Consider the following 22,931-nt stretch of genomic DNA (forward strand, 5'->3'; position numbering starts at 1 on the left):
TTTGATCGAGGCCTACCCATGAGCAACCCCCGCAGCGCGCTGGCGATGTGGCAGAAGCTTTCCGCCCGCCCCGGCGGCGCCTGGCTGTTCTCGCGCCTGATCTGCCTGAAGGCGCCGTACTTCGGCAGCATCAAGCCGCGCTTCGAGGAATTGCGCCCCGGCTATTGCCGCATCCGCATCGCGAAGCGGCGCGCGGTGCTCAACCATATCGGCACGGTGCACGCCATCGCGATGTGCAACCTGGCGGAGCTGGCCGGCGGCACCATGACCGAGGTAACCCTTCCGCCCACGCACCGCTGGATCCCCAAGGGCATGACGGTGGAATACCTGAAGAAGGCGACTACCGATGTGGTCGGCATCGCCGAACCGGTGGCGCCTGACATAAGCAACGAAGCGGCGGATTATCCGGTGCGCGTGACGGTGACCGATGCGAACGGCGAAGCCGTGTTCCGCGCCGTCATCACCATGTGGGTCAGCCCCAAGCGGTAAGGCTTAGCCCGGCGCCGAGCACGACGGCGGCGAACACACCCGCCACCACGTCGTCGACCATCACCCCGAGACCGCCCTTCAAGCGGCGGTCCAGCCAGCCGATCGGCCAGGGCTTGGCCACGTCGAACAGGCGGAACAGCACGAAGCCCGCCAGCACCGCCCACCATGGCGCGAACAAGGCGGGCACCAAGGCAATCCACTGCCCGACGAATTCGTCCCACACAAGGCTGCGGTGATCGTCCACGCCCAGCGCGCGCCCGGCGACGTTGCAGGCCCATACGCCCAGCGCGAAGGCCAGCACGATCACCAGCGCATACAGCGGCAACGGCAGATGGCGCAGCAGCAGCCACGGCAGCAGCGCCGCCAGCGAACCGAAGGTGCCCTGCGCCTTGGGCGCGAGGCCGGAGCCGAAGCCGCAGGCGATCCAGCCGGCGAAGGAAGACGTCAGCACGCGGCGCTGTTCGGGGGTAAGGATTTTTTTGTCGCTCATGCGGCGAAATGATCCCAGCCCTGGTGCGCCGGTTCCAGCCAGGTGCCGTCTTCCGCGCGCACCCGCACGCCCTCGCCTTCCACGATGCGGCCGATGCGCGTAGCGCCGCAGCCCAGGCGCGCGAGATCGGCCTGCACTTCAGCGGCACGCGCGGCGGGCACGGTGAAGCACAGTTCGTAGTCGTCGCCGCCGCTCAGCGCGAAGTCGCAGGCCGAGGCGTCGTCGAACAGGCCGAGCAGGGCCGGCGAACGCGGCAGCAGCGCGCTTTCGATTTCCGCGCCGACGCCGCTGGATGCGCAGATATGGCCGAGATCCGCGACCAGGCCATCGGATACGTCCAGGCATGCGCTGGCCCGTTCGCGCAACGCCAGGCCCGCGGCTATCCGCGGCGTGGGTCGGTGCAATCGCTCCACCAGATACGCCGCCTGCGCACCGTCCATGCCGCCACGCTGCAGCAGATGCAGCCCCGCCGCCGCGTCGCCGAGCGTGCCGGTGACCATCACCACGTCGCCCGGCTTCGCTCCCGCGCGGCGCAAGGCCTTGCCCGGCGGCACGAAGCCATGCACTGCCACGCTGATCGTGAGCGGACCGCCGGTGGTATCGCCGCCCACCAGCGCCAGCCGATGCGGCTGCGCCAGCTGCGCAAAACCTTCGGCGAATGCGTCGACGAAACGCTGCCGCGCCTCCGCCGCACCGCTGCGCGGCAAGGTCAAGGCAAGCAAGGCCCACGCGGGCGTGGCGCCCATCGCGGCCAGATCGGAAAGATTCACCGCCAAGGCTTTCCAGCCCAGGTCCGCCGGCGCGGTATCGCGCGGAAAATGCACGCCCTCGACCATGGTGTCGATCGCCACCGCCAGCTCCTGCCCTTCGGGCACGGCCAGCAGCGCGGCGTCGTCACCGATCCCCAGGCGCACATCGTCGCGCCCCTGCGCGGTGCGCTCGCGGATGCGGTCGATCAGGCGGAATTCCATGGCGTTCCTGCGGCGGGCAACAGCGGCAAGCAGACCATCCACACCCGGCGCATGCAAGCGCCGACCCTGCCGGTAGTCATGCGGGCGGCCGCGGGAGGCGTGGCTAGAATCGGCGGACTACAGCCCACGGAGGTCCGATCATGCACGTCCGCCGATCCTCGCTGTTCCTCGCCGCCGCCCTGGCTGCGCTGTCCATGACTTACGCGCATGCCGCCACGCCCGAAGAGAAGGCCGTGCTAGCCCCCTTCCAGACCCTGCTCGACGGCATCGGCAAGCGCGACCACGACATGATGCGCTCCGCCCTGCTGCCCGGCGGCATGATCACGCTCACTCGCGCCGACAAGTCGCAGCAGCTGCACTACGACGCGTTCATCGAGCACATCCCCGCCACCGGCACGCAGAAGCTGGAAGAACGCATCCACGATCCGCTGGTGAAGATCGACGACAACATCGCGATCATCTGGGCGCCGTACGAATTCCTGGTCGACGGCAAGGTCGATCATTGCGGGACGGATATCGCCCATCTGGTGAAGCAGAACGGGAAGTGGTTGATCGCGGGGATTGCGGACAACGGCCGCAAGGAATGCGCACCCGCGAAATAAGCGATACGGCGTAGGTTGGGGTGAGCCGCAGGCGACTGCGAAGGCAGGATGCCGTAGCGAACATCCGCGTAGCGGATGGCCCGAAGGGCTGGCTGCTGATGCAGCCAGTAACCCCAACATCGTCATCTCCAAGCGCATCGCAGCGTTGGGGTTCGCCTGCGGCTCACCCCAACCTACGCCTTACCGCGCGAAGACGATGGTCGGCTCGCCGTGATAAATGCTGCGCTTCCACTCGCGGAAACCCGCCCGCTCCGCCACGCGGATCGACGCCAGATTCCCCGGCGCAATGATGCACACCGAGCGCATCTCGGGCAGCTGCTGCGCCGCCCACGCCGTGGCCGCCGCCACCGCCTCGCTCGCATAACCCTTGCCGTGCGCGGACGGCGCCAGGATCCAGCCGAATTCCAGCATGCCGCGCAGCGAAGGATCGAGTTCGCGGCGGAAATCGGCAAAGCCGATATCGCCGACGTAGCGCCCGCCGTCCTTCTCTTCCACGGCCCAGAAGCCGTAGCCGAGCATGCTCCACAGGCCGCGCCAGGACAGCATGCGCCGCCAGACTTCCTCGCTGGTGAACGCACGTCCGCCGAGAAAGCGCGTGACGTCCGCATCGCCCCATATCGCCGCGCAGGCGGCGTGGTCTTCCGGGCGATGGCCGCGCAGCCGCAGCCGCGCGGTTTCCAGCACCGGCACATCATGGGCCGGCGCGGCGGCCATCAGCCTTTCTTCTCCACCGAGCGCAGCTGCATGGCCAGCTTGTCCAGCACGCCGTTGACGTAGCTGTGGCCGTGGTCGGCGCCGAAGCGCTTGGTCACTTCGATCGCCTCGTTGATGATCACGCGGTACGGCACGTCCGGGCGGTACTTCAGCTCGTAGGCGGCCATGCGCAGCGCGGCGCGCTCGATCGGGTCGATCTGCTCGATCTCGCGGTCGACGTAGGGCTTCAGGCTCTCGTCGATCGCGGCGAGGTTGCGCTCCACGCCGTGCAGCAGGTCCTCGAAGTAATCGAGGTCGGCCACTTCCATGTCCTGCTCGTGCTGGAACTGCTGGATCACCGCATTCATGCCACTGCCGCTGACCTGCCAGGCGTACAGCGCCTGCAGCGCGCGGCGGCGGGCGCGCGAGCGCGCGGCCAGGTCGATGCCGTCGGGACGCGGGCTCATCACAGCTTTCCGTACAGGTTGACCATCTCCAGCGCGGCGATGGCGGCGTCGGCGCCCTTGTTGCCGGCCTTGGTGCCGGAGCGCTCGATCGCCTGCTCGATGCTGTCGGTGGTCAGCACGCCGAACGACACCGGCACGCCGGAACCGTAGGCCGCACCGGCCAGGCCCTTGGCGCATTCGCCGGCGACGAAGTCGAAGTGCGGGGTGGAACCGCGGATCACCGCGCCCAGCGCGATGACGGCGGCGTACTTGCCGGAATGGGCCAGCTTGTGGCCGGCCAGCGCGATCTCCCATGCACCGGGCACGCGGATCAGGTCGATCGCCTCGTCCTGCACGCCGTGGCGCACCAGAGCGTCGCGCGCGCCGGCGACCAGGGCCTCGACCACGAAGCCGTTGAAGCGGCCGGCGACGATGGCAAAGCGGCCCTTGGGCGTGGAGAAATCGCCTTCGATGATGTTCATGGGTATGCGTTTCCTGGGGCGTGCGGCCCATGTGGGCCGGTCATTTTACGGGATTTGGGGCAGCGTGCCCGGATCCGGCCGCGGCTGGGCCCCGGCCAGGTGGGGATAGGCGCCGAACGACAGCTCGGCCGTGCCGCCAGCCACGCGCAGGCGGGCCGCGGCGCCGAACGGCAGGGTGAACTTGTCCGCCTCGTGGCCGAACGGCAGCCCGCGCACTACCGGCACGCGCGCCACCCGGCCGATCTGCTCGAAGGCGGCGGGGACGTCGTAGCCGTTGTCGTAAGCGGCCGGGCGGCAATGGGTGAAATGGCCCAGCACCAGGGCGCGCTGGCGGTCCAGCACGCCGGCCAGGTGCAGCTGGTACAGCAGGCGCTCGATCCGGTACGGCGGCTCGCCCACGTCCTCGACGAACAGGATGCCGCCGTCGATGCGCGGGAAATACGGCGTGCCCAGCAGGCTGCACAGCACGGCGAGGTTGCCGCCCCACAGCGGGCCTGCCACGTCCAGCTCGCCCTGCGTGGGCGTGGACCAGGCCGCGGTCGATTGCGGCGCGGCCACCGTGCGCCAGAAGTGTTCCCACATCAGCGTGTTCAGTTCCGGCGCGCCGAAATCCGGCCCCAGCATGGGGCCGCCGAAGCTGGTCAGCCCGCACTGGGTGTACAGCGCCAGCTGCAGCGCGGTGAAGTCGCTATGCCCGACCAGCACGGTGGCGCTGCCGGCCAGGCGCTCGCGCAGCGCGTCGTAGTCCAGCTGTTCCAGCAGGCGCGTGGCGCCGTAGCCGCCGCGGATGGCCAGCACGATCTCCGGCAGCGTGTCCGCATGAGCCAGCGCATTGAGCTCGGCCGCGCGCTGCGCGTCGGAACCCGCGTAGCGCAGCTCGGTGCGCTCGAGGGCTTCGAGGCCGTCAAGCGTGCAGCCGGCGGCGTGCAGGCGCGCCACGCCGCGCTGCATGGCGGCGCGGTCGTGGGGGTAGCCGGAGGGGGCGATCAGGCGGATCGAAGTCATGGCGTCGGTGGCGGTGAGAGAAGCCGGCAGTATGCCGCGCGCGCCCTGGCCGCCAGAGGGCGGCGCCCGGGCGCGCGGCGGATCACACGTGCTCGACCACCTCCAGCCCGAAGCCGCCCAGGCCGACCAGCTTGCGCGGCGTACCCAGCACGCGCAGGCGCTGCACGCCCAGGTCCGCCAGCATCTGCGCACCCAGGCCCAGCTGGCGCCATTCCTGCTGCTGCGCTTCTTCCGGCGCCTGGGCCGAGGGCTGGCGGTTGAGGCGGCGCAGGAGGGCGTCGGCGGTGTCCTCGCCGGACAGCACCAGCAGCACGCCGCGGCCTTCGTCGGCGATGCGGCGCAGCGCGGAGGTCACCGTCAGGCCCAGGTCGTCGCGCTGCAGATGCAGCACGTCGGACAGCGTGTTGCGCACGTGCACGCGCGTCAGCACCGGCGCGCCGTCGTCGATCTTGCCGCGGGTCAGCGCGAAATGCAGGCCGTGGTGGATGGCGTCGCGGTAAGCGACCAGATGGAACGGACCGAACTCGGTGTCCACCTGTTCCTCGTGCATGCGCTGCACCGTCTTCTCGGTTTCCAGGCGGTAGCGGATCAGGTCGGCGATGGTGCCGATCTTCAGGCCGTGCTTCTGCGCGAACACTTCCAGCTCCGGCCGGCGCGCCATCGAGCCGTCCTCGTGCAGGATCTCGATCAGCACCGCCGACGGCTCCAGCCCCGCCAGCGCGGCGAGATCGCAGCCCGCTTCGGTATGGCCGGCACGCGTCAGTACGCCGCCCGGCTGCGCGGTGAGCGGGAAGATATGGCCGGGCTGCGACAGATCCTGCGGCCTGGCGTCCGACTTCACCGCCACCTGGATGGTGCGCGCGCGGTCGTGCGCCGAGATGCCGGTGGTGACACCCTCGGCCGCCTCGATCGAGACGGTGAAGTTGGTGTGGTACGGCGAGGTGTTGTCGCTGACCATCGGGCGCAGGCCGAGCTGGCGCGTGCGCTGCTCGGTCAGCGTGAGGCAGACCAGGCCGCGCGCCTCGCGCACCATGAAGTTGATGTCTTCCGGCCGCACCATCTGCGCGGCCATGATCAGGTCGCCTTCGTTCTCGCGGTCCTCGTCGTCGAGGATCACGACCATGCGGCCGGCGCGGATGTCTTCAAGGATTTCGGGGATGGTGTTGAAGCTCATGGGGAATCCAGATAGCTCAAGAGTTTGGTTTTTGCCGTCACGCGAAGCCGTGCTTCTTCAAAAAGTCCTCGTCCAGCCGCGGCGATCCACCGCCGCCGCCCATCAGCCGCTCCACATAGCGCGCCACCACGTCCACCTCCAGGTTCACCGCATCGCCCGGGCGGCGCGCGTGGAATACCGTGTGTTCCACCGTGTGGGGGATAAGGTTCACGCCGAAACGCAGGCCGTCGACCTCGTTCACGGTGAGGCTGGTGCCTTCGATGCAGATCGAGCCCTTGGCGGCGATATAGCGCGCCAGGTTGGCCGGCACTTCGAAGGTCCAGCGCTGCGAGCGGCCGTCGGGCGCGATCGAGACCACCTTGCCCACGCCGTCGACGTGGCCGGAGACCAGGTGCCCGCCGAGGCGGTCGGCCAGGCGCAGCGCCTTCTCCAGGTTCACCGGATCGCCGGCCTTGAGCTTGCCCAGGGTGGTGAGCGAGAGGGTTTCGTTGGAGACGTCCGCGCTGAAGCCGCGCGGTTCCAGCGTGACGGCAGTGAGACAGACGCCGGAGACGGCGATGCTGTCGCCCAGCTGCACGTCGGCGAGATCGAGCTCGGCGGTGTCGACATACAGGCGCACGTCGCCGCCACGCGGTTCTAGCCGCGCGATGCGGCCCACGGTCTGGATGATCCCGGTGAACATCAGCGCACCTCCTGCACGGAGGCGGCGTTGGAACGGTCGAGGTTTTTCATGAAACGTTTCCCGCATCGAAGGTCAGCGAAAAACGCCCCAAGGCGCATGGCAGGCGCACACCGCGAGGGCGCACGCCGTACCGTCTTCTCTCATCCGGACTTTCCGGAAACCCCGCGGCCAAAAAGCAGCGAATCTCCGACCGTCGGCTCCGGCATCGGACCGGATCTGCTGACCTTCCGCATGGAGAGCGGAAGCGCTCGCGGGCTTGTCTCGGAGACCCTCGCAGGCCTCGTCCACCTACCGCCGGTGGGGAATCGCACCCCGCCCTGAAGACGTCGTAATGGTTGTCGCCGGGTCGCCCCGGCCGCGGAAGTCTAGCACCGGCCGGCGTTTCCCGTGGCGCACGCTGCGTGCGCTTTTCGGAGGCAACCTAGAGTTCGGACGACAGGAAATCGATCAATGCGCGCAGTGCCGGCGCCCGGTCCGCGCCCGGCAGCCAGACCAGCTGGATCGGCGAAGTGCTCAGCTCCCACTCCGGCAGCACCCGCACCAGCTTGCCGCGTTCCACCAGCGGGTCGGCCATGTAGTCGCCCTGGATGCCGATGCCCACGCCGGCCAGCAGCGCGTCGCGGGTGGCCATGGAGTCGTTGCAGGTCAGCACCGGGTCGATGCGCACCGAGCGGCGGCGGCGGCCCTGGCTGAACTGCCACAGCGTGCCGGTGCGCAGGCCGCTGAAGGCAACGCAGCGATGCGTTTTCAGCTCGTCCGGATCGGCCAGCGCCGGCGCGGAGGCGAGATACCCCGGCGCCGCGCACAGATAGCGCCGCATGCTGCCCACGCGCCGCGCCACCAGCTGCGAATCGGCCAGGCGGCCCACGCGCAGGGCCAGGTCGATGCGGCCGGCGACCAGGTCCACATAAGCGTCGTCGTACACCGCCTCGATGCGGATCTGCGGATGCCTGGCCATGAAGCGCGCCAGCACCGGCGCCACCCGCAGCCGCCCGTACGAACCCGGCAGATGCACGCACAGGCGCCCCGCCGGCTCGCCGCCCTGCGGCCGCAGTTCCGCCGCCATCGCCAGCATCACCGCGTCCAGCCGCTCGCAATGCGCCAGCAGTTGCTCGCCGCGCGGCGTCAGCGTCACCCGCCGCGTGGTGCGCAGGAACAGCTTGCCGCCCACGGCCTGCTCCAGCGCCGCGATGCGCCGGCTCAGCACCGACGGCGTGCAGCCGGCCTCGTGCGCCGCGCGCGAGAAATTCAGCAGCCGCGCGGCGATGGCGAAGCCGCGCAGCTCGCGCAGGCGGTTCGGGGTGAGCTCGAAGGATTGATTCATAGGACGAACAAAAGATATGCCATGTCGATGGATTATCGCCACTGCATCCGCGGCCCACCATGGCGTCCATCACTCACCCAGGAGCCCGCCATGCGCGCCTATCAGCTCAACCAGTTCGGCACCGGCCACCTCGCCATCGTCGACCAGCCCGCCCCGCGTCCCGGCCCCGGCCAGGTGCTGGTGAAAATGGAAGCGGCCTCGCTCAACTTCCGCGACCACCTGATGGTCAACGGCCAGCTCTACCGCAACGTGGCGCTGCCGATGACGCCGGTGTCCGACGGCTCCGGCACCGTGCTGGAGGTCGGCGAAGGCGTCACCCGCTTCCAGCCCGGCGACCGCGTCAGCACCTTCTACAAGGCACGCTGGCTGGCCGGCGGCATGCGGCCCGAATGGGAAGGCGCGGACCTGGGCGGCCCCGGCCCCGGCGCGATGCGCGAGCTGGCCTGCTACGACGCCTACGCGCTGGCCCATGCGCCCTCGCATATGAGCGCCGTGCAGGCGGCCACGTTGCCGATCGCTGCGCTTACCGCGTGGACGGCGCTGGAGCAGGCCCGGCTCACCACGGGGCAGAGCGTGCTGCTGCTCGGCACCGGCGGCGTGTCGCTGTTCGCCTTGCAGCTGGCGAAGGCGCGCGGGGCGAAGGCGATCCTGCTGTCGTCCAGCGACGAGAAGCTGGAGCGCGCCAAGGCGCTGGGCGCCGATATCGGCATCAACTACGCGAAGCTGCCCGAGTGGGGTGCGGCGGTGCGCGAGGCCAATGGCGGGCGCGGCGTGGATGCGGTGATCGAAACGGTGGGCGCGTCGACGTTCGCGCAGTCGGTGGATGCCGTGGCGATGCATGGCTTTATCGGCATCGTCGGTTTCATGGGTGGCCGCGAGGCGGCGCTGCCGCTGGTGCCGGCGATTCTCAAGCGCGTGCATCTGCAGGGGATTTCCGTCGCCTCGCTGGAAGAGCACGAGCGGATGGTGCGCGCGCTGGAGGCGATGCGGCTGGAGCCGGTGATCGATGCGGTGTATGGGTTTGGAGAACTGCGCGAGGCGTTCGAGGAGATGGCCGGAGGGAAGCACTTCGGCAAGATTGCGATCGATTTCGCGAGGTGAGACGTAGGTTGGGGTGAGCGCAGCGAACCCCAACATGCACCACCGTCAGCCGTGCCGGTGTTGGGGTTCGCTGCGCTCACCCCAACCTACGCCGCTCGAACAAGGGGGCGCTACTCGCCGATCGCCTGCCCCGTCTTCCGCCGATACGCCCGCAACACCTGATCCATCACCCACGTCGTGCGCGCCCCGCTCTCGGCAGTCGAAGGACACACGCCCTTCTCCCCCAGCAACTCCCGCACGATCGTCTCGATCAACGGCTGCTGGATATGCGCCGGATTGGCCACGCGATACTCGCGCACGCCCTCCTTCGTCTCCACCACGATCGGCCCGTCGCCGAAGGTGGCAAAGCGCATGCTGCCCTGGTCGCCGATCACCTCGATGCAGTCGTGGTGCTTGTAGCTGTCGAAATTCCACAACCCCGTGCCCAGTACGCCGCTGTCGAAGGCGAACGACATCGCCACCGTATCCTCCGGCGGATACGCGCCCAGCTGGTTGCCCGCACGTCCTTCCGCCGACACGATCGGCCCGAACAGCCAGTCGAGGATGTCCAGCGTGTGGCAGCCGATATCCATGAACACGCCGCCGCCGGAAATCGAAGGCACCACATGCCAGGGCAGGTTCGCGCCGTCGTGGTAGCGCGGATGGTGCGGCTCGTACAGCACGGTGTTGACCACGCGCGGCGCGCCGATGGCCTGCTCGCCGAACAGCAGCTCGCGCACCTGGTGGAAGCGCGGCAGCATGCGGCGGTAATAGGCGACGAACACCGGCACCTTCGCTTCCACACCCGCCTGCAAGATCGCCTCGCACTCCGCGTGATCCAGCGCCATCGGCTTTTCCACATACACCGGCTTGCCCGCGGCGATGCTCATCAGCGCGTACTGCCTGTGCGTCGACGGCGGCGTGGCGACGTACACGGCGTCCACATCCGGATCGGCAATCAGCGCCGCCGCGTCGTCATACCAGCGCGGCACGCCATGGCGCTGCGCATAGTCCCTGGCCTTGGCGCCGTCGCGCCGCATCACCGCCACCAGGGCGGAATGCGGCGCCTTCTGGAAACCGGGGCCGCTCTTTACCTCGGTGACGTTGCCGCAGCCGATGATGCCCCAACGGATCACACGCGCTTCGCTGTTCATCGGATCTCGAATTCCTTGCTGATGAATTGCTGGTGCCAGGCGTGGTACTGGTCCACTTCCGGATGGCGCGCGCGTTCGGCGATATGCGCTTCCAAGGCGGCGCGCACTTCAGACGCCAGGCTCGCCAGGTAATCCGGCGTGTACTCGCGATGGTCGAGCACGCCGAAGTGGCAGGTCGGCGCATGCGCGCTGGAATGAAAGCCCAGATGGATGGTGATGCGCCGCTGCCCCAACACGCCGGCATAGCCGCGATGCACGGCGTAGTTGTTGTAGAACACCGCCTGCCCGGGCTGCAGCACCAGCTGCACGCCCTGCTCCAGCTCCGGCTGCGCATCGACCGGCGCGATGCGCGGATCGGCGCCGAAGATACGCCGCTCCGCTTCGTCGTACGGGCGGCGATGGCTGCCGGGCACGATCCACAGGCAGGGGTCGTAGGTGAGCGGGATATTCACCTGCACGTAGTTGTAGCGGTACTCGTCGCTGAACCAGCGCGGGTCGATCTGCGCGTCCGGCACCTGCATCAGATCGCGATGCCAGCCCTGGCGGTAGTCCACGCCCGCATCGGCGTAGAACAGCGAGGCGCCGTCGATCACGATGCCGTCGCCGAGCAGGTCCGCCGCGATGGCGCGCAGTGCGGAATGGCAGATCACGTCCTGGATCGCGCGGACGTCCTTGCCCGGCTGCAGGAACTGCAGATTCATCATGCGGCCGCGCTCGCCGCGTTCGGCGCGCGCGCGTTCCACACCGTCGAGGTAGCGTGCGACGTCCTCCGCGCTCAAGGCGTCGCGGATCAGATAACCCTGGACACGGAACTGTTCGCGCTCCGCCGCGGTGAGCATGCAGCGCACTCCTGGAAAGACTTGCGGGGCGCCTCGGCGCCGTACTGGCCGGCGATTCTGGGCGCCAGCTCCCGCAGGGTCAATCGCGCAACGGTCAATCGCGCGCCGGGCGCAGGCGCAGGCGCAAGTCCTGGCCCAGCATGCGCTGGTCGAGCACGCGCAGGTTCCAGCGCGCACCCATGTCCTGCAGCGTGGGCAGATGCAGCAGCGGACGCGCGCTGTCGCCCAGCAGCAACGGCGCGACATAGAGCAGCAGCTCGTCCGCCAGGCCTGCCGCGAGCAGCGCACCGCACAGGGTGGGGCCGGCTTCGACGTGCACCTCGTTGCAGCCGCGCGCGGCAAGCAGGGCCAGGGCGGCGGACAGGTCCAGGCCGCCGTCGGCTTCCGGCACCGTGGCCAGGTCCGCCTGCCGCAGATGCGCCGGCACCGCGGCGCCTTCCGCGTGCAGCAGCAGGGTCGGCGCGCTGTCGTCCAGCACGTGGCTGCCGGCCGGCGTGCGCAGGCTGCGGTCCAGCACCACGCGCAGCGGCGGCGCGAACGGTGCGTCGATGCGCGCGGTGAGGCGCGGATCGTCCGCCAGCACGGTGCCGCTGCCGGCCAGGATGGCCGAGCTGCGCGCGCGCCAGCGCTGCACGTCGGCGCGCGCGGCTTCGCCGGTGATCCACTTCGATTCGCCGTTGGCCAGCGCGGTGCGGCCGTCCAGGCTCATCGCCAGCTTCACGCGCACCCACGGGCGTCCACGCTCGATGCGGCTGAAGAAGCCGACGTTCAATTCGCGCGAGGCCTCGCGCATCAGGCCGATATCGACCGCGATGCCGGCGTCGCGCAGCTTGCCGATGCCGCGGCCGGCCACCTGCGGGAACGGATCCTCGGCCGCCACCACCACGCGCGCCACGCCGGCGGCCACCAGCGCATCTGCGCAGGGCGGTGTGCGGCCATGGTGGGCGCAGGGTTCCAAAGTGACGTAAGCCGTGGCGCCGCGGGCGCGCTCACCGGCGGCGCGCAGCGCGAACACTTCGGCATGCGGCTCGCCGGCGCGCGGGTGAAAGCCCTCGCCCACCACCGCGTCGCCATGGGCGATCACGCAGCCCACGCGCGGATTCGGCTGGGTAGTGAACAGGCCGCGCTCCGCCAGGCGCAGGGCCTGCGCCATCAGGATGTGATCGGTGGGGGTGAAGCTGGACATGGCGTCCCCTTGTGCGTGGGACGAAAGAGTCTATGCGAAGCCGCGCCGGCGCCGCGCCGTTATTTCTTGCCGCGGCGCGCGCCCGCTTCGCCCAGCAGCGAGAGCTGCAGGCTTTCCAGCCCCGGCAGGTCGCGCTCGAGCTTTTCGATTTCCTCGCGGAAGGCCTGCACGTCCTCGAACTTGCGGTAGACCGAGGCGAAGCGCACGTAGGCCACCTGGTCGAGCTTCTTGAGCTCACGCATCACCAGCTCGCCCACCTGGCGCGAAGGCACTTCGCGCTCGCCGCTCTTGCGCAGGTCGTTGACGATGGTGCGCACCGCCACGTCCACCGCGTCGCTGGCCACCGGCCGCTTCTGCAGGGCGCGCTCGAAGCTCACGCGCAGCTTGCGTTCGTCGAAGGTCTCGCGGCGCTCGCCGCTCTTGACGATGGCGGGGAGCTTCAGCTCGGCGGTTTCGAAGGTGTTGAAGCGCTCGCCGCACTGGGGGCATTCGCGTCGCCGGCGCACCGTGGTGCCGTCGTCGGCCAGACGCGAATCGATCACACGGGTGTCTTCATGCTGACAAAAAGGGCAATGCATGGGGCGCCATTAGACGTTCAGTTGAGCCGCCGTACAACCCGGCGCCCTTCCGGCGAGGCCGGAAGAGCGTGGGATGCGGAGGCTTTTACGACGATCGGCCCCTTTTCCGGATCGTCGCGAAGCCACCGCTGGCGGCTGGGATTTCAGCCGTAAACCGGGAACTTATGGCACTGCGCGGTGACCTGCTCGCGCACCTTGGCCAGCACGGCCTCGTCGTTCGGCGCGTCCAGCACGTCGCAGATCCAGCCGGCCAGCGCGGCCACGTCGGCCTCCTGGTAGCCGCGCGTGGTGACCGCCGGCGTGCCGATGCGCAGGCCCGAAGTGACAAACGGCTTGCGCGGGTCGTTCGGCACGGCGTTCTTGTTCACCGTGATGTGCGCCTTGCCCAGCGCTTCTTCCGCGTCCTTGCCGGTGACGTCGCGGCCGATCAGGTCGACCAGCATCAGGTGGTTCTCGGTGCCGCCGGACACGATCTTGTAGCCGCGCTCGATAAAGGTGCGCGCCATGGCCTTGGCGTTCTTCACCACCTGCTGCTGGTAGCTCTTGAACGACGGGTCCAGCGCCTCCTTGAAGGCCACCGCCTTGGCGGCGATCACGTGCATCAGCGGGCCGCCCTGGATGCCGGGGAACACGATCGACTGCAGCTTCTTTTCGATTTCCTCACCCGCGTCCTTGGCGACGATGATGCCGCCGCGCGGGCCGCGCAGGGTCTTGTGGGTGGTGGAGGTGACCACGTGCGCGTGCGGCAGCGGGCTGGGATACACGCCCGCGGCGATCAGGCCGGCGACGTGGGCCATGTCCACGAACAGGTAGGCGCCGACCTTGTCGGCGATGGCGCGGAAGCGCGCCCAGTCCATCACCTGCGAGTAGGCGCTGAAGCCGGCCACGATCATCTTCGGCTTGTGCTCCAGGGCCAGGCGCTCGACTTCGTCGTAGTCGACCAGGCCTTGCTCGTTCACGCCGTACTGCACGGCGTTGAGGATCTTGCCGGACAGATTGACCTTGGCGCCGTGGGTGAGGTGACCGCCGTGGGCCAGGCTCATGCCGAGGATGGTGTCGCCCGGGTTGAGCAGGGCGAAGTACACCGCCTGGTTGGCCTGCGAGCCGGAATGCGGCTGCACGTTGGCATAGGTGGCGCCGAACAGCTCCTTCAGGCGCTCGATGGCGAGGCGCTCGGCCACGTCCACGCATTCGCAGCCGCCGTAGTAGCGCTTGCCCGGGTAGCCTTCGGCGTACTTGTTGGTGAGCACGCTGCCCTGGGCCTCCAGCACGCGCGGGCTGGCGTAGTTCTCGGAGGCGATCAGCTCGACGTGGTCTTCCTGCCGGTGCGCCTCGTCGGCCATGGCCTGGGCCAGCTCATCGTCGAAGCCGGCGATCGTCTCGTTCTTGGCAAACATCCTGACCTCTGCGGGTGGCGGCGGGGAGTGGAAGCCCGAAATTGTAGCGCCCGGGGGGTTGGGGGGCCACCTTAGGAAGGGTCGGAAACCGCATGCGGGCGCGTATCCCGGGCGTTTCCGCCCCGCTTGCCCGACGATGCGGGCCGGGCGCAGCATGGCCGCCTTTCCCCGCCCCCGGAGTCCGCCCCATGCAACAGCGTTCCCTCGGCAAGCAGCAGCTGCGCGTTTCCGCCCTCGGCCTGGGCTGCATGGGCATGTCGGACATGTACGGCGAGACCGACCGCGCCGAGAGCATCGCCACCGTGCACGCCGCGCTGGACGCGGGCCTGACCCTGCTGGACACCGGCGACTTCTACGGCATGGGCCACAACGAGATGCTGCTGGGCGAGGCGCTGGCCGGCCGCCCGCGCGATAGCTACCAGCTCAGCGTGAAGTTCGGCGCCCAGCGCGGCCCCGGCGGCGACTGGCTGGGCTACGACGCCCGCCCGGCCGCGGTGAAGACCGCCCTGGCCTACTCACTCAAGCGCCTGCGCACCGACTACGTCGACATCTACCGCCCCGCCCGGCTGGACCCGGCCGTGCCGATCGAGGACACCGCCGGCGCCATCGCCGACCTGGTCAAGGCCGGCTACGTGCGCCACCTGGGCCTGTCGGAAGTGAGCGCGCCGACCATCCGCCGCGCCAACGCGGTGCTGCCGGTGGCGGACCTGCAGATCGAATACTCCTTGGTCAGCCGCGGCATCGAGGAGAGCATCCTGCCCGCCTGCCGCGAGCTGGGCATCGGCATCACCGCCTACGGCGTGCTGTCGCGCGGCCTGATCAGCGGCCACTGGAACGCCGAACGCAGCACCGCCGCCCGCGATTTCCGCACGCACAGCCCACGCTTCCAGGGCGACAACCTGCGCCACAACCTGGGCCTGGTCGAACAGCTGCGCGCGCTGGCAGAGGCGCGCGGGATCAGCGTCGCCCAGCTCGCCATCGCCTGGGTGCTGGCGCGCGGCGGCGACATCGTGCCGCTGATCGGCGCACGTACCTGCCATCGCCTGCAGGAGGCACTCGGCGCGGCGGACGTCCATTTGAACGCCGACGAACTGGCCGCGATCGAACACGCCGTGCCCAAGGGCGCGGCGGCGGGCGACCGCTACAGCGCGCAGGGCATGAGTTCGCTGGACAGCGAACGCTAGCGCCGTGTGCGCCGCAGGTGGTGCACGGCCGACACCATCACGTAGCTGATGATCATCAGCAGCAGCCAGGAGCCGAGCTTGCTCAGCGGGACCACGCTCCAGCCGTCCCGCTGGGCCGGATAGCGCCAGGCCGCGGCGAAGGTGCCCACGTTCTCGGCCAGCCAGATGAACGTGGCCACCAGCACGAAGCCCAGCAGCAGCGGCATGCGGCGATGCTCGCGGCGCACGCGGAAATGCACCCAGGTGCGCCCGAACAGCAGCGCCATCGCGCCGAACAGCAGCCAGCGCAGATCGGCCACGAAGTGGTGGGTGAAGAAATTGACGTAGATCGCCAGCGCCAGCCACGCCGTCGCCGCGAACGGCGGATGCCGCACGAAGCGGAACTCGAACAGCCGCCAGGCCCGCCCGATATAGCTGCCGACCGCCGCGTACATGAAGCCGGTGAACAGCGGCACGCCGCCGATGCGCAGCAGCGAGGGCTCCGGGTATTCCCACGAGCCCATGGCGGTCTTGAACACTTCCATGGCGGTGCCGGTGAGATGGAACAGCAGAATGACGGCCGCTTCCTCGCGCGTCTCCAGCCGCAAGGCCAGCAGCAGGCATTGCAGGGCGAACGCGGCCAGCACCAGGAAGTCGTAGCGGGCCAGCCAGGCGCCGGCCGGGTAGAAGGCCCAGGTCAGCAGCAGCAAGGCCAGCATGCAGGCGCCGAACAGGCAGGCCCAGGCCTGCTTGAGGCCGAAGCAGACGAATTCGTGCAGCGCCAGCGCCCAGGGGCCGCGCGGGGCCGCCCAACCCTGCGCCCAGGCGTCCAGCCGCCACAGGCCGCGGGGTGCGGTCGATACCAGGGAATCCATGCGGGCGCGCTCCATACGGGGTGACAGCGCACCAGCCTGCGGGCCGGGCATGGCCCTGGTGCGCCAAGGCATGGCGCAGGCCGGGCACGGGGCGGGCCGTCACCGGGACGACGCGCCGACCGGCTATAATCCCGGGTTTCACCCAACGCCCTAGTGCCTCCGTCCGCCTTGCGGGCCGGCGGCGCACGCCTCCGGAGGCTCCATGCAGTACATCTACACCATGAACGGGGTCAGCAAGATCGTTCCCCCGAAGCGCCAGATCATCAAGGACATCTCCCTCTCGTTCTTCCCCGGCGCCAAGATCGGCCTGCTGGGCCTCAACGGCGCGGGCAAGTCCACGGTGCTGCGCATCATGGCCGGCGTCGACACCGATTTTCAGGGCGAAGCCCGCCCGCAGCCGGGCATCAAGGTCGGCTACCTGGCGCAGGAGCCGCAGCTGGACGCCGAGAAGACCGTGCGCGAGGCGGTGGAAGAAGGCGTGTCCGTGATCATGGACGCGCAGAAGCGCCTGGAAGAGGTCTACGCGGCCTATGCCGAAGAAGGCGCCGACTTCGACAAGCTCGCCGCCGAGCAGCAGGAGCTGGAGAACATCCTGGCGGTGAACGACGCGCACGCGCTGGAGCGCCAGCTCGAAGTGGCCGCCGACGCGCTGCGCCTGCCGCCGTGGGACGCCAAGATCGGCCCGCTGTCGGGCGGCGAGAAGCGCCGCGTGGCGCTGTGCCGCCTGCTGCTGTCCAAGCCCGACATGCTGCTGCTGGACGAGCCCACCAACCACCTGGACGCCGAGTCGGTGGACTGGCTGGAGCAGTTCCTGCAGAACTACCCCGGCACCGTGGTGGCGGTCACCCATGACCGCTACTTCCTGGACAACGCCGCCGAGTGGATCCTCGAGCTGGACCGCGGCCGCGGCATTCCGTGGAAGGGCAACTACACCGAGTGGCTGGAGCAGAAGGACGCCCGCCTGAAGCAGGAAGCCAGCCAGGAGAAGTCGCGCCAGAAGGCGATCGAGAAGGAGCTGGAGTGGGTGCGCTCGGCCGCCAAGGGCCGCCAGTCCAAGGGCAAGGCGCGCCTCAACCGCTTCGAGGAGCTGAACTCGGTCGAGTACCAGCACCGCAACGAAACCAACGAGATCTTCATCCCGCCGGGCGAGCGCCTGGGCCAGGAAGTGATCGAGTTCAAGAACGTCTCCAAGGCTTTCGGCGACCGCCTGCTGATCGACGACCTGTCGTTCAAGGTGCCGCCGGGCGCCATCGTCGGCGTGATCGGCCCGAACGGCGCCGGCAAGTCCACCCTGATGAAGCTGATCACCGGCAAGGAGCAGCCGGACTCCGGCGAAGTGAAGCTCGGCCACACGGTCAAGCTGGCCTACGTCGACCAGTCGCGCGGCATGCTCGATGCGAAGAACAACGTGTGGCAGGAAGTGTCCGGCGGCCTGGACATCCTCAGCATCGGCAACTTCGAGATCCAGTCGCGCGCCTATATCGGCCGCTTCAACTTCAAGGGCACCGACCAGCAGAAGATCGTCGGCAACCTGTCGGGCGGCGAACGCGGCCGCCTGCACCTGGCCAAGACCCTGCTGCAGGGCGGCAACGTGCTGCTGCTCGACGAGCCGTCCAACGACCTGGACGTGGAAACCCTGCGCGCGCTGGAAGACGCGCTGCTGGAATTCCCCGGCTGCGCGATGGTGATCTCGCATGACCGCTGGTTCCTGGACCGCATCGCCACGCACATCCTGGCGTTCGAGGGCGACTCGCACGTGGAGTTCTTCCCCGGCAACTACAACGAGTACGAGGCGGACAAGAAGCGTCGCCTGGGCGATGAGGCGGCAAAGCCGCATCGTGTGAAGTACAAGAAGCTGGCGTAAACAGCGGGCGTAGGTTGGGGTGAGCCAAAAGCGAACCCCAACACCCCGCACGCCGCTGCAACGTTGGGGTTCGCCGTTGGCTCACCCCAACCTACGCCGCCTGCCAGGGCGGCCGATCACGGAGACTCCCATGCACTTCATGCAATCCCTGCAAGCCGCATGGCATAACCACCGCTCCCTGGTCTGCGTCGGCCTCGACCCCGAGCCGGCGAAATTCCCCGTCCACCTGCGCGGCGACGCCGACGCCGTCTTCAAGTTCTGCGCCGCCATCGTCGACGCCACCGCCGACCTGGCCTGCAGCTTCAAGCCGCAGATCGCGCACTTCGCCGCTCTGCGTGCGGAAGACGCGCTGGAGCACCTGATCGCGCACATCCACGCCAGGCACCCCGGCGTGCCGGTGATCCTCGACGCCAAGCGCGGCGATATCGGCAGCACCGCGCAGCACTACGTCAGCGAGGCGTTCGAGCGCTACGGCGCCGACGCGGTGACGATCAACCCGTACATGGGCCGCGATTCGGCGCAGCCGTTCCTGGATCGCGCCGACAAGGGCGTGATCCTGCTCTGCCACACCTCCAATCCCGGCGCGTCGGACCTGCAGGACCTCGACGTCGGCGGCCGCCCGCTGTACCAGCGCGTCGCCGAGATGGTCGCGCGCGAGTGGAACACCCACGGCAACTGCGCCCTGGTCACCGGCGCCACCTGGCCGGAGCAGCTGGCCGAAGTGCGCGCGCTGGTCGGCGACGTGCCGCTGCTGGTGCCGGGCATCGGTGCGCAGGGCGGCGACGTGGAAGCGGTGGTCAAGCATGGCCGCAGCGCCGACGGCAACGGCCTGATGATCAGCTCCTCGCGCGCCATCCTGTATGCCGGCCAGGGCGAGGATTTCGCCGAGGCCGCGCGCAAGGCCGCGCAGGAACTGCGCGACAGCATCAACCGCTACCGCTGAGCGCTTTTCCCGCCGCGCGCCGCGCGGCATAGTCGGGTCTTTCTTTCCGCAGGGAAAAACGCATGCGCGCTTTCGATCCGAACCGGCGCCAGTGGCTGCGCGCCGCCGGCTTCGGCCTGGCCGCCACCGCCGTCGGCGCCCTGCCCTTCGCCGCCCGCGCCGCCGCGCGCTCCCGCCTGATCCTGCTCGGCACCGCCGGCGGTCCCACGCCGAAACCCGACCGCGCCGCACCCGCCAGCGCCGTGGTGGTGGACGGCGTCATCTACGTCGTCGACTGCGGCAACGGCGTGGCGCGCCAGATGGTGCAGGCCAGGCTCGACCTCGGCGCGATCCGCCATGTCTTCCTCACTCATCAGCATTCCGACCACAACGCCGACTACGGCAACCTGCTGTGGCTGGCCTGGGCCGCGCGCCTGCATACGCGCGTCGACACCTGGGGGCCGCCGCCGCTGGCGGCGATGACGCGCGACTTCCTGCGCATGAACGACTACGACATCCAGACCCGCATCAAGGACGAAGGCCGCCCGCCGCTGGCGCCGCTGATCGTGCCGCACGAATTGAGCAAGGGCGGCGTGGTGCTGCAGGACGAACGCGTCAAGGTCACCGCCGCGCTGGTGGCGCATCCGCCGGTGGTGCCGGCGTTCGCCTATCGCTTCGACTGCCCGGATCGCTCGATCGTGTTCTCCGGCGATACGCGCCCCACGCCCGCGCTGATCGAACTTGCACGCAATGCCGACGTGCTGGTGCACGAGGTGATGTATCAACCCGCACTGGAAAAGCTGATCGCCTCCGAACCGAACGCCGCCCGCCTGCGCGAACACCTGCTGGCCAGCCACACCACCACCGGGCAGGTGGGACGCGTCGCCACCGAAGCCGGCGTCAAGACGCTGGTGCTGAATCACTTCGTGCCGGGTGGCGATCCGTCGCTCACCGATGAGATGTGGCGCGACGCCGTGGCGCCGCACTTCAAGGGCAGGCTGGTGGTGGGCCGCGACCTGATGGAGCTGTAAGTCAGTCCGCCGCGGCCACGGCCACGCCGATGGCCGCGCGCGGACGCTGCAGCCGCGCACGCAGCCACCGCTCGCACGGCGCCGACAGATAACGTTCCACCGCCGCACCGAGCAGCCAGCACAGCAGCAGCGCCGGCAGATACCACAGCCACCCGCGCGACATGTCGCCGCCGCTCGCGCGGAACAGCCGCACCGCGCCGTACACCACGAACATATGGGTGAGGTAGATCTCGTAGCTCAGCTGCCCCCAGCGGCGCAGCCAGCCGAAGCCCGGCAGCGGCCGCGTCGCCTCGCGCTGGCGGCAGGCCACCAGCACGCACAGCGTGGAGAAGGTAAGCAGCAGCATCACGCCGTCCTGCAGCAGCGGCCACCAGAACGGCATGGCGATAAACACCGCGAACAGGCCGATCGCACCGAGAACGCCCAGCGCCAACGTGGCCCAGCGCGGCGCCTTCCAATGCGCCACCGCCAGCGCGCCGAGCACGCCGGTGCCGATGGCGGACACGCCCGGCAGGTAAGCCTTCTCTTTCCAGATCTCGCTGGCATCGTCCAGCGATGACAGCAGCCACGGCAGCGCGATCGCCAACGCGCACAGCAGCAGCGCCATCAGCGCATCGCGGCGCAGCAGCAGGCAGGTCAGCGGGAAGCCGAGGTAGAACACTTCCTCGATCGACAGCGACCACAGCACGTCCCAGTTGCCCGGCAGGTAGCCGGTCTGGCCTTCGTACCAGTTCAGATGCAGGCCCAGCGCGGCGAGCACCGCGCGCGGCAGCGACTGGCCTTCGCGGTTGATCGCGTAATCCTGCGCGCCGACCAGATGCAGCACGCTCAGCACGCCGACCAGCGCCAGCAGGCAGGGCACGATGCGCGCGAAACGCCGCGCATAGAAGTCGCGCAGGTCGATGCGCTCCAGCGCGCCCCAGCGGCGGATCGCATTGCCCGCGATCAGGAAGCCGGAGATCACGAAGAACACGAATACCGCTTCGTAGCCGTTGAAATTCAGCGCGCTCAGCAGCCGCGTCGGCAGCACCTCGGCCAGCGCGGTCTTCTTCAGCGGTATGCGCAGGCCGATGTGGTGCAGCACCACCAGCAGGATGGCGATGCCGCGCAGCAGGTCGATGCCGGGATTGCGTTCAAGAAGCGAAGGCTTTGACGATGGCATCGACGGGTTTGCGCAACAGGGATTCGTTGAACATTAGCATCAGGCGGCCGTCGCGCGGCTCGCCGATCATCACGTCGGCCTTGGCCAGGCGCTCCTGCAAACCCTGCCGCCGCGCCTCGGCGATCTCGACGAAGTGGATATTGGTGCCGTGCTCCACGCGGCGCACGGTGTAGCCGTCCAGCTTCGCCAGGCCGTCGAGCAGATGGTCTCCGGCGGCGCGCACTTTGGCGAAGCGCTCCTCGAAACCGTCGAGCGCATCCAGCGCCAGCAGCGCGGACTGCCAGCCGTGGAAGATGGTGCCGCCGAAGATATGCCGCGTATCGCGCGCCTTGGCCACGTTGGCCTTGCTGCCGGCGAGGATGGCGCCGAACGGCGCGCCCAGGTATTTGTAGAGCGACACGTAGACCGTATCGAACGGCGCGGCGTACTTCGCCACGCCGAAGCCTTCGGCACCACTGTTCAGCAGCAGGCGCGCGCCATCCAGGTGCATGCCGATGCCCTTGGCGCGGGCGCGCTCGGCAATCGCCTGCACCACCTCGAACGGCACCATCGCACCGTCGGCGCGGCGCACCGGGCTTTCCAGCGAAATCGCGCCGATCGGCAAGGGATAGGCGGCCTTCTCCGACACGGCGATGGCCGCATTGACTTCGTCCAGCGTCGGCGCCGCGCGGTCCGGCGCCAGCGGCACCAGGTTGATCGCGCTCAGCGTGGTCACCGCATCGCTTTCATCGCAGTAGACGTGGCTTTCCTGCTGCACCAGGGCGCGCTTCTTATCGCCGCACAGCAGGCGGATGGCGACCTGGTTGGCCAGGGTGCCGGTGGGCATGAAGGCGGCGTCCTCCTTGCCCAGCAGCTGGGCGAAGCGCTGCTCCAGTTCTTCCACCGCGCCGTGTTTCAGATACAGATCGCCGGCCTTGTCGCGGGTCTGCAGGATGGCGTCCATCCGGGCCAGCACGTCGCGCCCGTAATGCGGCACGTCGTCGCCCATCAGGATCACGCTGCGGTTGATGTGCTGCGGGTCCTGCGGACTCTTCGGCGAAGCCGCGGCCCATGCGGCCGGCGCGGCGCCCAGTGCGGCGAGCGAACCCGCGGCCAATGACGAACGGAGAAAGTCCCGACGGTCCATCGCTTGCGCCCCCGCTTGGCTGGTTGTCCGGCGAAACGTAGCACTGCGGACGTGCGGGCTGATCGGCCGAAGGTCATGCCCGGCCTCATCCGGCGTAGGTTGGGGTGAGCGCAGCGAACCCCAACATCCCGGGCGTATCGCATGGTTGGGGTTGGCTGCGCGCACCCCCACCAACGCCGACGCCATATGGGGCAGG

General features: G+C 69.1%; 24 protein-coding genes and 1 riboswitch. Of the genes, 7 read left to right on the forward strand and 17 right to left on the reverse strand.

Annotated elements, in window-relative coordinates:
* Nucleotides 1-18 precede the first annotated feature (18 nt).
* Nucleotides 19-489, forward strand: coding sequence for a hotdog fold domain-containing protein (locus KK141_RS07135; protein WP_214569082.1), 471 nt, complete (start codon nucleotides 19-21; stop codon nucleotides 487-489).
* Here the strand turns inward: KK141_RS07135 and KK141_RS07140 are convergent.
* Nucleotides 473-979 (reverse strand): phosphatidylglycerophosphatase A, encoded by a 507-nt coding sequence (locus KK141_RS07140; protein ID WP_214569083.1) that lies wholly within the window; start codon nucleotides 977-979, stop codon nucleotides 473-475. The genes KK141_RS07135 and KK141_RS07140 overlap by 17 nt on opposite strands.
* Nucleotides 976-1,950 carry a thiamine-phosphate kinase gene (gene thiL / locus KK141_RS07145; protein ID WP_214569084.1) on the reverse strand — a complete coding sequence of 325 codons (975 nt, stop codon included), beginning with the start codon at nucleotides 1,948-1,950 and terminating at the stop codon, nucleotides 976-978. The genes KK141_RS07140 and thiL overlap by 4 nt, the downstream gene beginning before the upstream one ends.
* A 140-nt stretch (nucleotides 1,951-2,090) precedes the next feature.
* On the opposite strand from thiL, the gene KK141_RS07150 reads away from it, so the two are divergent.
* Complete coding sequence (locus tag KK141_RS07150) at nucleotides 2,091-2,552, forward strand: nuclear transport factor 2 family protein (protein WP_214569085.1); 462 nt, start codon at nucleotides 2,091-2,093, stop codon at nucleotides 2,550-2,552.
* A 180-nt stretch (nucleotides 2,553-2,732) separates the two neighbouring features.
* Here the strand turns inward: KK141_RS07150 and KK141_RS07155 are convergent, their stop codons facing one another.
* From KK141_RS07155 to KK141_RS07185, 7 genes are all read right to left on the reverse strand, one after another.
* Nucleotides 2,733-3,266 carry a GNAT family N-acetyltransferase gene (locus tag KK141_RS07155; protein ID WP_214569086.1) on the reverse strand — a complete coding sequence of 178 codons (534 nt, stop codon included), beginning with the start codon at nucleotides 3,264-3,266 and terminating at the stop codon, nucleotides 2,733-2,735.
* The gene (gene nusB / locus KK141_RS07160) at nucleotides 3,266-3,712 is read right to left on the reverse strand and encodes a transcription antitermination factor NusB (RefSeq protein ID WP_214569087.1); all 447 of its coding nucleotides are present in this window, start codon (nucleotides 3,710-3,712) and stop codon (nucleotides 3,266-3,268) included. Before nusB ends, KK141_RS07155 begins: the two co-directional genes overlap by 1 nt.
* A complete protein-coding gene (ribE, locus tag KK141_RS07165) occupies nucleotides 3,712-4,179 on the reverse strand; it encodes a 6,7-dimethyl-8-ribityllumazine synthase (RefSeq protein WP_343203555.1) in 468 nt (155 codons plus the stop codon). Before ribE ends, nusB begins: the two co-directional genes overlap by 1 nt.
* 39 nt (nucleotides 4,180-4,218) lie before the next feature.
* Nucleotides 4,219-5,178, reverse strand: a complete 960-nt coding sequence (gene ldcA / locus KK141_RS07170) for a muramoyltetrapeptide carboxypeptidase (RefSeq protein WP_214569088.1) — start codon at nucleotides 5,176-5,178, stop codon at nucleotides 4,219-4,221.
* A gap of 82 nt (nucleotides 5,179-5,260) precedes the next feature.
* On the reverse strand, nucleotides 5,261-6,352 hold the full coding sequence (ribBA, locus tag KK141_RS07175) for a bifunctional 3,4-dihydroxy-2-butanone-4-phosphate synthase/GTP cyclohydrolase II (protein WP_214569089.1): 1,092 nt from the start codon (nucleotides 6,350-6,352) through the stop codon (nucleotides 5,261-5,263).
* A gap of 37 nt (nucleotides 6,353-6,389) precedes the next feature.
* Nucleotides 6,390-7,034, reverse strand: a complete 645-nt coding sequence (locus KK141_RS07180) for a riboflavin synthase (RefSeq protein ID WP_214569090.1) — start codon at nucleotides 7,032-7,034, stop codon at nucleotides 6,390-6,392.
* Nucleotides 7,035-7,162: 128 nt separating this feature from the next.
* A riboswitch (FMN riboswitch) is annotated at nucleotides 7,163-7,363 on the reverse strand.
* Between the two features lie 92 nt (nucleotides 7,364-7,455).
* On the reverse strand, nucleotides 7,456-8,358 hold the full coding sequence (locus tag KK141_RS07185) for a LysR family transcriptional regulator (RefSeq protein ID WP_214569091.1): 903 nt from the start codon (nucleotides 8,356-8,358) through the stop codon (nucleotides 7,456-7,458).
* 90 nt (nucleotides 8,359-8,448) lie between these two features.
* On the opposite strand from KK141_RS07185, the gene KK141_RS07190 reads away from it, so the two are divergent.
* A complete protein-coding gene (locus KK141_RS07190; protein ID WP_214569092.1) occupies nucleotides 8,449-9,459 on the forward strand; it encodes an NAD(P)-dependent alcohol dehydrogenase in 1,011 nt (336 codons plus the stop codon).
* Nucleotides 9,460-9,569: 110 nt separating this feature from the next.
* On the opposite strand, the gene KK141_RS07195 is transcribed toward KK141_RS07190, so the two are convergent.
* The 5 genes from KK141_RS07195 to glyA all read right to left on the reverse strand — a co-directional run bounded on the left by KK141_RS07195 (nucleotide 9,570) and on the right by glyA (nucleotide 14,592).
* Nucleotides 9,570-10,592 carry a Gfo/Idh/MocA family oxidoreductase gene (locus tag KK141_RS07195; RefSeq protein WP_214569093.1) on the reverse strand — a complete coding sequence of 341 codons (1,023 nt, stop codon included), beginning with the start codon at nucleotides 10,590-10,592 and terminating at the stop codon, nucleotides 9,570-9,572.
* A complete protein-coding gene (locus KK141_RS07200; protein ID WP_214569094.1) occupies nucleotides 10,589-11,431 on the reverse strand; it encodes a phytanoyl-CoA dioxygenase family protein in 843 nt (280 codons plus the stop codon). The genes KK141_RS07195 and KK141_RS07200 overlap by 4 nt, the downstream gene beginning before the upstream one ends.
* 94 nt (nucleotides 11,432-11,525) lie before the next feature.
* A complete protein-coding gene (gene ribD, locus KK141_RS07205) occupies nucleotides 11,526-12,584 on the reverse strand; it encodes a bifunctional diaminohydroxyphosphoribosylaminopyrimidine deaminase/5-amino-6-(5-phosphoribosylamino)uracil reductase RibD (RefSeq protein ID WP_214569440.1) in 1,059 nt (352 codons plus the stop codon).
* Between the two features lie 92 nt (nucleotides 12,585-12,676).
* Nucleotides 12,677-13,195, reverse strand: a complete 519-nt coding sequence (nrdR, locus tag KK141_RS07210; RefSeq protein ID WP_026633608.1) for a transcriptional regulator NrdR — start codon at nucleotides 13,193-13,195, stop codon at nucleotides 12,677-12,679.
* A gap of 143 nt (nucleotides 13,196-13,338) precedes the next feature.
* On the reverse strand, nucleotides 13,339-14,592 hold the full coding sequence (gene glyA / locus KK141_RS07215; protein WP_214569095.1) for a serine hydroxymethyltransferase: 1,254 nt from the start codon (nucleotides 14,590-14,592) through the stop codon (nucleotides 13,339-13,341).
* 188 nt (nucleotides 14,593-14,780) lie between these two features.
* On the opposite strand from glyA, the gene KK141_RS07220 reads away from it, so the two are divergent.
* Nucleotides 14,781-15,776, forward strand: a complete 996-nt coding sequence (locus KK141_RS07220; protein WP_214569096.1) for an aldo/keto reductase — start codon at nucleotides 14,781-14,783, stop codon at nucleotides 15,774-15,776.
* Here KK141_RS07220 and KK141_RS07225 read toward each other — a convergent pair.
* Nucleotides 15,773-16,630 carry a DUF817 domain-containing protein gene (locus KK141_RS07225; RefSeq protein WP_250901610.1) on the reverse strand — a complete coding sequence of 286 codons (858 nt, stop codon included), beginning with the start codon at nucleotides 16,628-16,630 and terminating at the stop codon, nucleotides 15,773-15,775. The genes KK141_RS07220 and KK141_RS07225 overlap by 4 nt on opposite strands.
* Nucleotides 16,631-16,832: 202 nt before the next feature.
* Here KK141_RS07225 and ettA point away from each other — a divergent pair, with 202 nt between their 5' ends.
* The 3 genes from ettA to KK141_RS07240 all read left to right on the forward strand — a co-directional run bounded on the left by ettA (nucleotide 16,833) and on the right by KK141_RS07240 (nucleotide 20,447).
* Nucleotides 16,833-18,494, forward strand: a complete 1,662-nt coding sequence (ettA, locus tag KK141_RS07230) for an energy-dependent translational throttle protein EttA (protein WP_167252365.1) — start codon at nucleotides 16,833-16,835, stop codon at nucleotides 18,492-18,494.
* Nucleotides 18,495-18,624: 130 nt separating this feature from the next.
* Entirely contained in the window at nucleotides 18,625-19,437 is an 813-nt protein-coding gene (pyrF, locus tag KK141_RS07235; RefSeq protein ID WP_214569098.1) for an orotidine-5'-phosphate decarboxylase, read from the forward strand.
* A gap of 62 nt (nucleotides 19,438-19,499) precedes the next feature.
* Nucleotides 19,500-20,447 carry an MBL fold metallo-hydrolase gene (locus KK141_RS07240; RefSeq protein ID WP_214569099.1) on the forward strand — a complete coding sequence of 316 codons (948 nt, stop codon included), beginning with the start codon at nucleotides 19,500-19,502 and terminating at the stop codon, nucleotides 20,445-20,447.
* A gap of 1 nt (nucleotide 20,448) precedes the next feature.
* On the opposite strand, the gene KK141_RS07245 is transcribed toward KK141_RS07240, so the two are convergent.
* Together KK141_RS07245 and KK141_RS07250 are read right to left on the reverse strand one after the other, a co-directional pair.
* Nucleotides 20,449-21,609: an acyltransferase gene (locus KK141_RS07245; RefSeq protein WP_214569100.1), complete on the reverse strand. Its 1,161-nt coding sequence runs from the start codon at nucleotides 21,607-21,609 to the stop codon at nucleotides 20,449-20,451.
* Complete coding sequence (locus KK141_RS07250; RefSeq protein ID WP_214569101.1) at nucleotides 21,581-22,735, reverse strand: beta-eliminating lyase-related protein; 1,155 nt, start codon at nucleotides 22,733-22,735, stop codon at nucleotides 21,581-21,583. Before KK141_RS07250 ends, KK141_RS07245 begins: the two co-directional genes overlap by 29 nt.
* Between the last annotated feature and the right edge of the window lie 196 nt (nucleotides 22,736-22,931).

Origin of the sequence: Dyella sp. LX-66, from assembly GCF_018599165.1 — a bacterium.
Lineage (GTDB): Bacteria > Pseudomonadota > Gammaproteobacteria > Xanthomonadales > Rhodanobacteraceae > Dyella_D > Dyella_D marensis.